Source organism: Solibacillus sp. FSL W7-1324, assembly GCF_038008025.1.
Taxonomy (GTDB): Bacteria; Bacillota; Bacilli; order Bacillales_A; family Planococcaceae; genus Solibacillus.
Window position 1 is genome coordinate 3,511,079 of the sequence record NZ_JBBOYH010000001.1, and the last position, 13,922, is coordinate 3,525,000.

The following is a 13,922-nucleotide window of genomic DNA, read 5'->3' on the forward strand; positions in this document are numbered from 1 at the left end:
GCGCTTTAGGAAAGTGAACGCAATGGTGCTGTTTGCTCTCGTTTAGCAAAGCTTGCACACACCGGTAACATTCCTGCTCTTTTTAAAAAAGGTGATGTAGCTGAATATTATTTTTAATTGTATGCCGTTTCGCTTTTCTGTCCAGAGAATCACTTCTCTGTTTTAAAACGAAAGTTACAACCGGGCATGTGCGATCGGGAGGCATCCGCCGAAATTTCGATAAACCTCCACCTCGTCAACTAAGGATTGCGTCCGCTCGATTTCCTTAGTTCTGGCGCTATTATTGTTTTCCGATTTTGTATGCGCGATTTTCTCCCCTTTTGCGCAGCTCAACGATTTTCCTTTTGCTGAGCATTTACATCATACACATAAACAATTTCACCGTCAATCCTACGCTATCACTGAAAGCGCTTCACAGAAAGTTTTTTCTTGAAGTAGTGCGGCTGTTTCTAACATATGTGAATTTCTCACGTAAGAAAAAACATCCCGTTTTGATTTGGGAAAAGGTTCTGTAACAGCAGTAACGTTATCATTCCCACTGATTACAAAACTTACTCCACATGACATCAAAACGGGATATGCACTATTTTCTATAGTATGCAAAGAGCTCGATTAAAGCCCCTTTTCTTCTAATAAGTTTACAATTTCTCGGTTAAATGCAGGTAAATCGTCCGGCGTACGGCTTGTTACAAGCTGTTTTTGACAAACGAATACTTCTTCATCATGGAATTTAACCCCTGCATATTCCATGTCAACTTTGATTGATTTATAACCTGTTGCATCTCGTCCCTCTAATGACTTCGCCGTAATTAGCAGCTGTGGTCCATGGCAAATTGCAAAGACAGGTTTCTTTTCATCCATAAAATACTTTGCAAATGCTACAACGCGCTCATCATCACGCAGTAAATCCGGTGAGAAACCACCTGGAATAAATAACGCATCATAGTCCTCAGGGCTTGTCTCTGCTACCCCTTTATCAATCTGAACTGTTGCTTCGCCATTTTTACCTGTAACCGATTTATTGCCTTCTTTATCAATCGTTACAATTGTATGCCCTGCAGCTTCTAGAGCCTGTTTCGGACTTGTGAACTCCACATCTTCAAATTTGTCAGTAATTAATGTTGCAATTTTAGCCAATGTAAAACACTCCTTCGTCTTATTAGGATACTTTATTTTGTTTCCCCGAATTCTTGAACATGAAACATAATTCAATAGGTCATGTTCTTTTATTAGAACAGTTTCAGTATTCATTGAAACGGTAAAATTTATAACTGGGTTTAAGCGGTAAAAGGCATTTAGCGTTGACTATGTGTTTTTTATTAGAAGAGTTGGAGGCGATATTAGACGAGTTGCATCCGATATTTGAACTTCTCATAAGGATATTTGAAAAGTTATGGCACATATTAGAACATAGGAAGCTTTTATTAGAAGAACAGCATTTTATTAGATCTTTTTTAGTTTTATTTGAACTTCTAACCCGAATATTAGAAAATCCATCATTAAAAAATACCGGAAGCAATGTCTCCATCACTTCCGGTACGGTCTATTTGATTTATTCAGCTAAACCCATTTCTGTACGAACTACATCTGCAATGCGCACAACATAGTTTTCGCAAGCCTCTTCAGAAGCTGCTTCCACCATAACACGCACTAGAGGCTCTGTACCTGAAGGGCGAACTAATACACGGCCATTGCCTGCCATTTCCGCTTCTACTTCTGCGATGACAGCGGCAACCTTTTCATTTTGTGTTACAGCATGTTTATCTGTTACACGCACGTTCACTAGCTTTTGCGGGTAAATCGTCATTTCACCTGCAAGCTCAGAAAGTTTTTTGCCTGTTGCTTTCATAATATTCACTAACTGAATACCTGTTAGCAAGCCATCTCCTGTTGTATTGTAATCTAAAAATACAATGTGGCCCGATTGTTCGCCACCTAAGTTATAGTCATTTGCACGCATTTCTTCTACAACATAGCGATCTCCGACTGCTGTTTTAACACTTGTCATTTCATTGTCTTCAAGCGCTTTGTAGAAGCCCATGTTACTCATAACTGTAGATACGATCGTGCCTTTATTTAAGCGGCCTTTTGCATTTAGATATTTTCCGATGATGAACATAATTTGGTCACCGTCAACAATTGTACCGTTCTCATCTACAGCGATTAAGCGGTCTCCATCTCCATCAAATGCTAAACCAACGTCTGCGCCGCGCTCCGCAACGAATGCAGCTAACTTTTCAGGATGTGTTGAGCCGACACCTTCATTGATGTTCAGTCCATCCGGAGAAGCACCCATCGTTGAAATATCTGCTTCTAAATCTGCAAATAAATGAGTTGCTAAAGAAGAAGTCGCACCATGCGCACAGTCTAATGCCACATGTAATCCTTCAAAATCTTCTTCAACTGTTTGTTTTAAGTATGAAATATATTTTTGTCCACCTTCAAAGTAGTCTGTTACTGAACCAACAGCAGCACCTACTGGACGTGGTAATGTATCTTCTTCTGCATCAAGAATACGTTCAATCTCTTCTTCTTGTGCGTCTGTTAATTTAAAGCCGTCTGGACCGAAAAATTTAATGCCATTATCTGCAACAGGATTATGAGATGCTGAAATCATAACACCTGCTTCAGCGTTCATGACACGTGTAAGATACGCAACACCTGGTGTACTAATTACACCTAAACGCATAACTTCTGCTCCAATTGAAAGAAGGCCTGCAACAAGTGCACCTTCCAACATTTCCCCAGAAATACGTGTATCGCGTCCAATTAATACTTTCGGGCGATCTTTAGCATCCTTCGTCAGCACATAGCCGCCAATACGGCCTAGTTTAAATGCCAACTCTGGTGTTAGTTCACTATTTGCGACACCGCGAACGCCATCTGTTCCGAAATATTTACCCATTTACTTTTTCTCTCCTTCAACGCTTGAAATACCATACGTTTTTAAATTTACCACCTAAAGTGGATTGCTTTGTTTATTGATAGTTAGTTGCCATCTGTACCTTCATTATTAGAATCTGCATCTTTTTCTGCTTCACTATCTTTTCCCTGATCACGAATTGGCTCTCCACTCACAGTTGCGTTTACCTTAAGCTTCTCTTGTGATAACTTGGTAGTCCCTGTTGGAAGCTCAATTTTAAACTCGTGGGAACCGGATTTTTTTATTTTTGAAACATCAACGTCTACGACAACTTCTTTTAATGAATCCACTACAGATTTTGAACCATATACCGTTATGTTAGATTTTTCCGGGGATAAACTGTCAATTGTAAGCCCTTCTACTGGTTCCCCAATTTCGTTTATCTTAATCGGGACTTCTTTACTATATTCATTAATTTCTACTTTTACATTGACCTTATCCGGATTAATGCTGACATCCAGCTTATTCAGGTCGCGGTCTAGCACCTTTACAGCCGCTTCCTGCTCAAATGTTTTATTTAAATCTTTCTCACCAGAAACCGTCGCCTTTACATAACTTATGCTATCAATGACGCTTTTCGCTCCTGTTACTGCCACTTTTGACGGTTCTGCCGTCATCTCGTCCAGTACGAAGTTTTCGGCTAAAAGGCGGTTATTCATTTCCGGCTCAACGCGAAACTGTTCAGTAACCTTTTCTTCAATGGTTACATTAATTATTCTAGGCTCAATTGATACATCCAGTTTTTCCGAGAAGTTTTCTTGATGTATTGTAACGCTATGTTCACCAATTAACAATGAGTTTAAATCGACAAAAAGTTTGAAATCCTTTTCAAGCTTTGTTTTCATTACGATTTGTTTCGGCCCTGAAATTTTCACATCGACCGTTTCAGGGAGACCTGTAACAAATAAATTATCAGAATCATAATACACTTCCAATGGCACATTTGTGATGACATCTGTTTCATTGGATGTGCTCGAGTCCGTTTCACGTTTTTCTTCTGTTTGAATATACAGGAATAGTGCCACCGCTAAAAACAAAGCGGTTAAACGGAGCATCCATGAGCTATCAAATATTTTATCCATTCTTTTTCCCTCCCCAAGTCCACTTAGATGCTAAGTTAGAATCTTGTTCAGGACCAAACCATAGTTTACGCAGTAATTCTTCAAATTCTGTAATATTGAGATTACGGTGTAAATTACCATTAGCAGTAATACTAATCGCACCTGTTTCTTCGGATACAACAATTGTAATTGCATCTGTTACTTCACTTAACCCAAGTGCTGCCCGGTGACGTGTACCAAGTTCTTTGGAAATAAATGCACTTTCTGACAATGGCAAGTAACATGCCGAAGCGGCTATCTGGTTTTTCTGTATAATTACGGCCCCGTCATGTAACGGTGTATTAGGGATGAAAATATTAATCATTAATTCAGAAGAAATCGCGGCATCCATCTTGATACCTGTTTCCACATATTCATTTAATCCTGTATCTTTTTCAATTGAAATAAGTGCTCCAATTCGACGCTTTGCCATATAACTTACAGATTTTTTCATCGCTTCGACTAAGCGTGTCTGTTCATCTTCCTGCTGGTTATTCGTCCGCTGGAAAATCTTACCTCGTCCGATTTGCTCAAGGGCTCGACGAATTTCCGGCTGGAATATAATAATAATTGCTAAGAAACCCCAATCAATTACTTCTTGCAATAACCAATCAAGGGTGTCTAAACCGAAAACGTAGGTAGCAAATTTTGCTAACACAACAATTAATAACCCTTTCAATAATTGAACGGCTTTCGTTCCTCTAATGAGGGTCAATGCTTTATAAACTACGTACCATACAAGCAGTACGTCCAGTACTTTAAAAATCATATCTACAGCAGCAATGTCTGTAAATTGCTCAATTATTTGCATGTGGCATCCCCCACCTTTACTTGCTATTCCATCTTGGTTTTAGTATAGCACAATTCTGTCAGTGATTAACTTTCCTAACAGAAAAAAGTCTACCCGAAAGAGTAGACTTTTCTTTCTATTCTAGAACGGATTTTTTTTAAGAAAAGTTCCGATTTATTTAGAAAATATTATTTTTTGTTGTAATGATCGTGCTGATTGTTCAAAGTTATTACTTATTAAAAACAGCGATTGCTCTATTGAAGCCGTCTTTAATTTTGTACCAGAGCCATTCGAACATTTCATCGATTTCCTCTACCTGCCCTGTAACAACCGCCGTAGATGCCATGTAATTGCCGTTGATCACTGTAATATTGCCGTCCACTTCTCCTTCGACAATAATATCTCCATTTTTCACGACGATGTCACCTTTAACAACTTCACCGACCGGCACTGTTACCGTTTGTCCTTCAATAACTAAATTAGGCTGTTTCGTCACGGAGAATTGATCATCATTCGGGAAACTGCCTAACAATGTGGCACTCATACATAAAAAGAATACTGCTGCAGCCATAAGTACAGGATGCTGACGGAACCAACGTTTAATGCCGGCAGAACTTTTGCGTTTCGGTAAACGACTTATCACTTGATCCTCAAAGCGCGGAGGGGCAGTAATATGTGCTGCACTCTTGATAAACGCAACCGTGTCACTTAATTCATGCATATGTTGTTGGCAATCAGGGCATGTTTGCAAATGCTGCTTCAATATTTGTTCATGCTCACGACTAATATCACCATCTAAATATTCGTGCATATAATCCACGAATTCTGATGCACACGTTTTCATGCGTATCTTCCTCCTACAAATTGTTTAACTGCTTTCTTAACGCTTCACGGCCACGGTGAATACGTGTTTTAACTGTTCCTAAAGGCATATCTAAAATTTCACTTATTTCCTGAAGGGACAGCTCTTCTATATATTTTAATACAATGACCGATCGATATTTATCGGGAAGACGGCTGATTTCATATTGTATTCTATCCTGAAGCTCCATCTGCTCAACGGCCTCTTCGGGCAACTGCTCATCTGCGGCAATCTGAGAATACATATCCAATCCTTCTGTTCCTGCTACTTCCGCATCTAAATAATAATCGGGCTTCTTTTTACGAATCCGGTCAATACAAAGATTTGTTCCGATTCGGTAAAGCCATGTTGAAAATTTTCGATTTTGATCATACGAATGTAAATTAATATAGGCACGTATGAATGCCTCCTGTGCGATATCTTCTGCTTCCTGTTTATTTCCAAGCATTCGATAGCACACTTGATACAGCTTGTGCTGGTAGAGGTTAACGATGTCGGCATATGCGTTTTGATCACCTTTAAGCACTTGCTTTATTCTTTTATTAACTAACGCATCCATTTGTCTTTCCTCTCCACCTTTTCAGCTGTTCTATATATACGGATTGCTTATTAAAAGGTTTCATTTTCTTTAAAAATTTTTTCCACCCATAAATATGTGCCTTTATTATAACAAACTTCATAACGACCAATCGAATTTTTTCGTAATAATCATACTAAAGTTTCGCCAAATAAAGAGCCGATTAACGCAACCGCCAACTCTGCTGTTTTATTTCGCTCATCTAATATGGGATTCACTTCTACAAACTCCGCTGATGTCATTAACCCGGATTCCTGTATCATTTCCATCGCTAAATGACTTTCCCGGTAAGTAATTCCCCCTGCTACAGGTGTCCCTACACCAGGAGTATATAATGGATCTAACGCATCCAAATCAAGCGATAAATGAAGACCATCAATTTTCAACTGCTTAAAATGTTTCAGTGTTTCTTCCATTACATATGTCATTCCTAGACGATCGATTTCATGCATTGTATATATTTTAATCCCTCGTGTTTTAATTAGCTCCCGTTCCCCTTCATCGATAGAACGTCCGCCAATTATAACAATGTTTTCTGCTTTAATTTTAGGTTCAGCATGTAAAATCGAAGTTAGCCTTTCATGTCCTAGCCCGATACTTGTTGCTAATGGCATCCCATGAATATTTCCTGAAGGCGTTGTTTCCGGTGTATTTAAATCTGCATGTGCATCAAACCAGATGACACCCAGATTTTTATATTTCATCGATAGGCCAGCCAATGTACCAATTGCAATACTATGATCGCCCCCCAATACAAGCGGTATGTAATCCTTTTTTACAACGTTATATACTTTTTCGGCAAGTGCTGTATTTACCTTGATTACCTCATCCAGATTAAGCAGCTTTTCATCTTTCGTTGCAGCTGCATCCCCCTCTATAACTTGAATATTCCCTTCATCTTCAACTTCATAGCCAAGATCGGCCAATCGCTGCTGTACGCCCGCATAACGGATGGCACTAGGTCCCATGTCTACCCCTCGGCGTTGTTGTCCGTAATCACATGGTACCCCTACGATTGAAATTTTCTGATTCATCATTTCTGCATCCCCTATCATGTTGTCATTTGTTCTTTCTTTTCTGTTCTAATCTATTCTATTCTCCGCTCACCCTTCTATAGAATTTCGAGTAACTAAACGATTTTTCCTCTATAAACGCAAAAAATCCTTTACTTATAATTAAGTAAAGGATTGTTATTTGATATTTAAGTACACTTCTAAGTTTATAAAATAAAAGTGAGCCATGAAGGACTCGAACCTTCGACCCTCTGATTAAAAGTCAGATGCTCTACCAACTGAGCTAATGGCTCATAAAAAATAAAAAAAATGGCTGGGGTACCTGGATTCGAACCAGGGCATGACGGAATCAAAATCCGTTGCCTTACCGCTTGGCTATACCCCAAACATTTTATAGATGGTGGAGGGGGACGGATTCGAACCGCCGAACCCTAAGGAGCGGATTTACAGTCCGCCGCGTTTAGCCACTTCGCTACCCCTCCGACAAATGATGCAACACTGTTAAAGTTGAATGGTGGAGGATGACGGGCTCGAACCGCCGACCCCCTGCTTGTAAGGCAGGTGCTCTCCCAGCTGAGCTAATCCTCCATACATAACAAGTGTTACTGCTTTATTTTTTTATGAAGCCTTAAATGGTGACCCGTACGGGATTCGAACCCGTGTTACCGCCGTGAAAGGGCGGTGTCTTAACCACTTGACCAACGGGCCGTTTTATAAGATGTTCTCTTTAAGACAAGATTTATAATATCATCAATTTTTATCTAGTGCAAGCCTTTTTTAAAACTTTTTTAAAAAAGTTTTATTATTTATTTTTAATAGTAAAAAGGCAAAAAAAATGGCTCCGAAGGCAGGACTCGAACCTGCGACCTGCCGGTTAACAGCCGGATGCTCTACCAACTGAGCTACTTCGGAACGCTACTATTATACATTGATGTACAAGCCATCTTTCGTACATTTATTATTATAGCAACGTTTTAAATTTATACAAGTAGTTTTTTGAAATAATTTGAACATTTTATTTATTAGGCTCTTCCTCCCTGGGAAGAGCCACTTATAATGAATACTTCTTTCCCTTTTACTGTTTTATAAAATCAGTAATTTCTTCGATCAATCCCTTTGTTAGCGGTAAGTCAGGATTGTAATAGCTCGCAAGATTTTGTTCTCGGTCGCCTTCTACATCCTTTAATACATGATTCATCTTATCGAAGTAGTGTATTGTCGCATCATTATTTGCTGCATGTAAATTTTTCGCATCTTCTTCGGTTACTTGAATATCTTTTTTACCTTGAAGGATGATTATCGGAACGTTAACATTACTAATTTCATGCTGGGGATCGTATTTAAGCCATGAAATCATATATGGTTGAACAGATGGTCTAAATAATGATTGGAGCTGTGGTGACACTGTTTTCATCTCATTACCCGCTTTTAATTGCTGCAGTATTTTTTCCGATTCCGACAATAAGTTCTGAGGTAAGCTTGCTGATAACTGCTCCATTAAAACTTCATCAGCAGGTCTACCAATACCTGCTACCGAAATGAGAGAAGCTACATCGTTTTGCTGGGCAGCAATGGTCATTATTAATGCACCTTCACTGTGACCTAATAAATGAATTTCATTAAATCGGTCATCCTTTTTTGCGTAATCTACAATAGATTTAACATCCTCGACATAGACATCAAACGTTAAATCTTCTTCTTTTTTAACTAATGCCGTATTCTCACCGACTCCACGCTTATCGAACCGAATAGAAGCAATTCCTTTCTCCGCTAACCCTTCTGCAATCATCTTTAAACTATTGTTCGAACCAGCTCCAATTGTATTACCGTCTTTATTAGTAGGTCCAGACCCTGCATGGATAATAACAAGCTCGCCCGTAGCTTTATCAGGCATTTCCAACGCGGCTTTAAGCTGTCCGCCGGAAACTGGAATCGATAGCTCATCATACGTAACTGGTGTCTCTGTATAAGGCTTTAACGTAATTGGAAAGGACTGTCCATTTTGTGTGAACGTTCCTTCTATTGTTTCGTTATTTAGCTTCCCGTCAATTTTAACGAGAGATCCGGCTAAATTAATGGTGATGGCTACATCCGACTTGTTATATTTAATTGATTCAAATGCAAAGTCACTCAGTCCTTGTGCAGGTACGGAAATACTCCCACTCGACTCTTCCAAATTTAGTATAATTTCAAGAGGCGACTGCGGAATCTCAATCATTCCTTGCCACTTTCCTAATAACGCTTGTTCCATATGCACAACCTCCTGCTTTGTTTGTTCTTCTGCCGTTGACTTATCCGTATCTTCACCATTACAAGCTGACAGCAATAACACAACAGCTAAACTATAAGCAATTTTTCGCATGACTCTTCCTCCCACTTCATTCTTTACTTCCTTTACGGTTAGAATAGGAAAAAGTTTCAAAATAAAAAGCCATCAAATGACGATGACTTTTCCAATAGATTAAATTAAATTACGGTCAACAAATTCCTGAAGTTTTTCATAATCACTGACCTTTTGATTACATAATTGTGAATCATCACATATGTAATTGCTGTAAGATGTATAGTTATCCCCATTGCCCTTTACTGTAGCTGTAAACAAATGGACTGCACTATGCTGGTTACAAATCGAACAAACACCTTTAATAGGATTGTGAGCATCAACAACTCCACGTAATGCTGTATAATCGCCTTCCTTTTCCAGTACAATGTATTGGCGATTCGTCCCTTTATCAACCCATGACAGATAGCTGATTGTTTGCCAATCAATCATTTCTAGTCTAGGCAGCTTCAGCTTCTTATCTTTTTTAAAAAGCTTTTGCAAACCTTGCTCGGAAATCGGTTTAAACGGAATAGTATATGACTTTAAGCTTTGGAAAAATAGTTCTGCCCCGATAGTATCCTCAACTGTTTCTACTTCTTTAATAATATCTTCATTTACATGTGTCAGTTTTTCTCTTAGCTCTGCAATTGCCAGCTCTCTTACAGCTGAAACAATTTTCTTATCATTTGATGCTAACTTTGCCTGCAGTATTTTATTTACTTGCTGTTCGATTAATCGTAGGTCCACTACCATTAAAAATGGTGCTGTCATGTTACTTCCTCCACTGTTATGCCTTGTAAAACTTTTTACATTTAATAATCGTATTTCTTTCTGCTTTAATGGTCAACTACTTAAGCTACCTTATTTAGACAGGTAAAACACTTTAATAATAGAAAAACCAAAGAAAGTAGTCCGTTAAGACACGATCTTTGGTTTACTCTTTATATTCTATAGTAACCTATACAATTTTCAATAATATAAAAAAGCCACTACTGACTAAATCAGCAGCGACTTTTTGAGCGAAGCGACGTCCTACTCTCACAGGGGGAAGCCCCCAACTACCATCGGCGCTAAAGAGCTTAACTTCCGTGTTCGGTATGGGAACGGGTGTGACCTCTTTGCCATCATCACTTCACTATAGTGGGCTTTAAAAAGCCTATGTAAAAGAATTTTCATTCTTTCAAAACTGGATAAACGTTTCATTGAGTTTGTGCAATAAAATGTGGTTAAGTCCTCGACCGATTAGTATTCGTCAGCTGCATGCGTCACCGCACTTCCACCTCGAACCTATCTACCTGATCGTCTTTCAGGGGTCTTACTTACTTGCGTAATGGGAAATCTCATCTTGAGGGGGGCTTCATGCTTAGATGCTTTCAGCACTTATCCCGTCCATACATAGCTACCCAGCGATGCCTTTGGCAAGACAACTGGTACACCAGCGGTATGTCCATCCCGGTCCTCTCGTACTAAGGACAGCTCCTCTCAAATTTCCTACGCCCACGACGGATAGGGACCGAACTGTCTCACGACGTTCTGAACCCAGCTCGCGTACCGCTTTAATGGGCGAACAGCCCAACCCTTGGGACCGACTACAGCCCCAGGATGCGATGAGCCGACATCGAGGTGCCAAACCTCCCCGTCGATGTGGACTCTTGGGGGAGATAAGCCTGTTATCCCCGGGGTAGCTTTTATCCGTTGAGCGATGGCCCTTCCATGCGGAACCACCGGATCACTAAGCCCGTCTTTCGACCCTGCTCGACTTGTAGGTCTCGCAGTCAAGCTCCCTTATGCCTTTACACTCTACGAATGATTTCCAACCATTCTGAGGGAACCTTTGGGCGCCTCCGTTACTCTTTAGGAGGCGACCGCCCCAGTCAAACTGTCCGCCTGACACTGTCTCCTACCCCGCTAAGGGGCATGGGTTAGAAGTTCAATACAACCAGGGTAGTATCCCACCGACGCCTCCTTCGAAGCTGGCGCTCCGAGATCTCTGGCTCCTACCTATCCTGTACAAGTTGTACCAAAATTCAATATCAGGCTACAGTAAAGCTCCACGGGGTCTTTCCGTCCTGTCGCGGGTAACCTGCATCTTCACAGGTACTATAATTTCACCGAGTCTCTCGTTGAGACAGTGCCCAGATCGTTACGCCTTTCGTGCGGGTCGGAACTTACCCGACAAGGAATTTCGCTACCTTAGGACCGTTATAGTTACGGCCGCCGTTTACTGGGGCTTCAATTCACAGCTTCGCTTGCGCTAACCGCTCCTCTTAACCTTCCAGCACCGGGCAGGCGTCAGCCCCTATACGTCACCTTACGGTTTTGCAGAGACCTGTGTTTTTGCTAAACAGTCGCCTGGGCCTATTCACTGCGGCTTCTCTAGGCTATGCACCCAAAGAAGCACCCCTTCTCCCGAAGTTACGGGGTCATTTTGCCGAGTTCCTTAACGAGAGTTCTCTCGCACACCTTAGGATTCTCTCCTCGACTACCTGTGTCGGTTTGCGGTACGGGCACCTCTCACCTCGATAGAGGCTTTTCTTGGCAGTGTGAAATCAGGAACTTCGCTCATACGAGCTCGTCATCACAGCTCAACGTTAAAGTATGCGGATTTGCCTACATACACGCCTTACTGCTTGAACACGCGCAACCAACGGCGTGCTTACCCTATCCTACTGCGTCCCCCCATTTCTCAAACGGTGAGGAGGTGGTACAGGAATATCAACCTGTTGTCCATCGCCTACGCCTATCGGCCTCGGCTTAGGTCCCGACTAACCCTGAGCGGACGAGCCTTCCTCAGGAAACCTTAGTCATACGGTGCATGGGATTCTCACCCATGTTTCGCTACTCATACCGGCATTCTCACTTCTAACCGCTCCACCAGTCCTTCCGGTCTGACTTCAACGCTGTTAGAACGCTCTCCTACCACGCATACTCAAAGTATGCATCCACAGCTTCGGTGAATCGTTTAGCCCCGATACATTTTCGGCGCAGCGTCACTCGACCAGTGAGCTATTACGCACTCTTTAAATGATGGCTGCTTCTAAGCCAACATCCTGGTTGTCTAAGCAACGCCACATCCTTTTCCACTTAACGATTACTTGGGGACCTTAGCTGGTGGTCTGGGCTGTTTCCCTCTTGACTACGGATCTTATCACTCGCAGTCTGACTCCCGTGTATAAATATCCGGCATTCGGAGTTTGTCTGAATTCGGTAAAGCGAGATGCCCCCCTAGTCCAAACAGTGCTCTACCTCCGGTATTCTCAATCACGAGGCTAGCCCTAAAGCTATTTCGGAGAGAACCAGCTATCTCCAGGTTCGATTGGAATTTCTCCGCTACCCACACCTCATCCCCGCACTTTTCAACGTGCGTGGGTTCGGGCCTCCAGTGAGTGTTACCTCACCTTCACCCTGGACATGGGTAGATCACCTGGTTTCGGGTCTACGACCACGTACTAATTCGCCCTATTCAGACTCGCTTTCGCTGCGGCTCCGTCTTCTCAACTTAACCTCGCACGTAATCGTAACTCGCCGGTTCATTCTACAAAAGGCACGCTATCACCCATTAACGGGCTCTAACTACTTGTAGGCACACGGTTTCAGGATCTATTTCACTCCCCTTCCGGGGTGCTTTTCACCTTTCCCTCACGGTACTGGTTCACTATCGGTCACTAGGTAGTATTTAGCCTTGGGAGATGGTCCTCCCGGATTCCGACGGAATTTCACGTGTTCCGCCGTACTCAGGATCCACTCTGGAGGGAATGAACTTTTGACTACAGGGCTTTTACCTCGTTTCGCGGACCTTTCCAAGTCGCTTCGTCTAGTTCATTCTTTTGTAACTCCGTATAGAGTGTCCTACAACCCCAAAGAGCAAGCTCTTTGGTTTGGGCTCTTCCCGTTTCGCTCGCCGCTACTCAGGGAATCGAATTTTCTTTCTGTTCCTGCAGGTACTTAGATGTTTCAGTTCTCTGCGTCTGTCTTCGACACGCTATGAATTCACGTGAAGATACTATCCGATTAAAGATAGTGGGTTCCCCCATTCGGAAATCCCCGGATCAAAGCTTACTTACAGCTCCCCGAGGCATATCGGTGTTAGTGCCGTCCTTCATCGACTCCTAGTGCCAAGGCATCCACCGTGCGCCCTTATTAACTTAACCAAAAGTTAACACTTGGAACGAGTCCAAGATTTAAGTTTACACGTCAATTGCTTGACTTGTTTAAAAATCTATAAAATAGAAATTTGATTTATTGCTTTCAATGTCGTTTTATCCAGTTTTCAAAGAACGAGTGTTTTGAAGTATTTCATTCATTTAAGAATGAACCTTCAAAACTGAACAGCA

At 41.5% G+C, this 13,922-nt stretch carries 9 protein-coding genes, 6 tRNA genes and 2 rRNA genes; all 17 read right to left on the reverse strand.

Annotation, left to right across the window (positions count from 1 at the left end; genetic code table 11):
• Positions 1 to 612: 612 nt before the first annotated feature.
• Positions 613 to 1,137 carry a type 1 glutamine amidotransferase domain-containing protein gene (locus MKY71_RS17525; protein WP_339174314.1) on the reverse strand — a complete coding sequence of 175 codons (525 nt, stop codon included), beginning with the start codon at positions 1,135 to 1,137 and terminating at the stop codon, positions 613 to 615.
• 415 nt (positions 1,138 to 1,552) lie between these two features.
• The gene (gene glmM, locus MKY71_RS17530; RefSeq protein ID WP_339196529.1) at positions 1,553 to 2,905 is read right to left on the reverse strand and encodes a phosphoglucosamine mutase; all 1,353 of its coding nucleotides are present in this window, start codon (positions 2,903 to 2,905) and stop codon (positions 1,553 to 1,555) included.
• Positions 2,906 to 2,988: 83 nt separating this feature from the next.
• Positions 2,989 to 4,005 carry a CdaR family protein gene (locus tag MKY71_RS17535; RefSeq protein WP_339174320.1) on the reverse strand — a complete coding sequence of 339 codons (1,017 nt, stop codon included), beginning with the start codon at positions 4,003 to 4,005 and terminating at the stop codon, positions 2,989 to 2,991.
• The gene (gene cdaA / locus MKY71_RS17540) at positions 3,998 to 4,834 is read right to left on the reverse strand and encodes a diadenylate cyclase CdaA (RefSeq protein ID WP_339174321.1); all 837 of its coding nucleotides are present in this window, start codon (positions 4,832 to 4,834) and stop codon (positions 3,998 to 4,000) included. The genes MKY71_RS17535 and cdaA overlap by 8 nt, the downstream gene beginning before the upstream one ends.
• A 208-nt stretch (positions 4,835 to 5,042) precedes the next feature.
• Entirely contained in the window at positions 5,043 to 5,657 is a 615-nt protein-coding gene (locus MKY71_RS17545) for a zf-HC2 domain-containing protein (RefSeq protein WP_339174322.1), read from the reverse strand.
• 13 nt (positions 5,658 to 5,670) lie between these two features.
• Positions 5,671 to 6,234, reverse strand: coding sequence for an RNA polymerase sigma factor SigW (gene sigW, locus MKY71_RS17550; protein WP_008405972.1), 564 nt, complete (start codon positions 6,232 to 6,234; stop codon positions 5,671 to 5,673).
• Between the two features lie 149 nt (positions 6,235 to 6,383).
• Positions 6,384 to 7,289 (reverse strand): arginase, encoded by a 906-nt coding sequence (rocF, locus tag MKY71_RS17555; RefSeq protein ID WP_339174326.1) that lies wholly within the window; start codon positions 7,287 to 7,289, stop codon positions 6,384 to 6,386.
• A 196-nt stretch (positions 7,290 to 7,485) separates the two neighbouring features.
• Positions 7,486 to 7,558: transfer RNA gene (locus tag MKY71_RS17560), tRNA-Lys, on the reverse strand.
• Positions 7,559 to 7,575: 17 nt separating this feature from the next.
• Positions 7,576 to 7,650 (reverse strand) — tRNA-Gln (locus MKY71_RS17565).
• A gap of 13 nt (positions 7,651 to 7,663) precedes the next feature.
• A tRNA-Tyr gene (locus MKY71_RS17570) sits at positions 7,664 to 7,747 on the reverse strand.
• 30 nt (positions 7,748 to 7,777) lie between these two features.
• Positions 7,778 to 7,853, reverse strand: a tRNA-Val gene (locus MKY71_RS17575).
• Between the two features lie 45 nt (positions 7,854 to 7,898).
• Positions 7,899 to 7,973, reverse strand: a tRNA-Glu gene (locus MKY71_RS17580).
• Between the two features lie 128 nt (positions 7,974 to 8,101).
• A tRNA-Asn gene (locus MKY71_RS17585) sits at positions 8,102 to 8,177 on the reverse strand.
• A gap of 163 nt (positions 8,178 to 8,340) precedes the next feature.
• Complete coding sequence (locus MKY71_RS17590) at positions 8,341 to 9,627, reverse strand: alpha/beta hydrolase (protein ID WP_339174329.1); 1,287 nt, start codon at positions 9,625 to 9,627, stop codon at positions 8,341 to 8,343.
• Positions 9,628 to 9,726: 99 nt separating this feature from the next.
• Positions 9,727 to 10,359, reverse strand: a complete 633-nt coding sequence (locus tag MKY71_RS17595; protein WP_339174331.1) for a FusB/FusC family EF-G-binding protein — start codon at positions 10,357 to 10,359, stop codon at positions 9,727 to 9,729.
• A 248-nt stretch (positions 10,360 to 10,607) separates the two neighbouring features.
• A 5S ribosomal RNA gene (gene rrf / locus MKY71_RS17600) occupies positions 10,608 to 10,723 on the reverse strand.
• 87 nt (positions 10,724 to 10,810) lie between these two features.
• A 23S ribosomal RNA gene (locus MKY71_RS17605) occupies positions 10,811 to 13,739 on the reverse strand.
• Between the last annotated feature and the right edge of the window lie 183 nt (positions 13,740 to 13,922).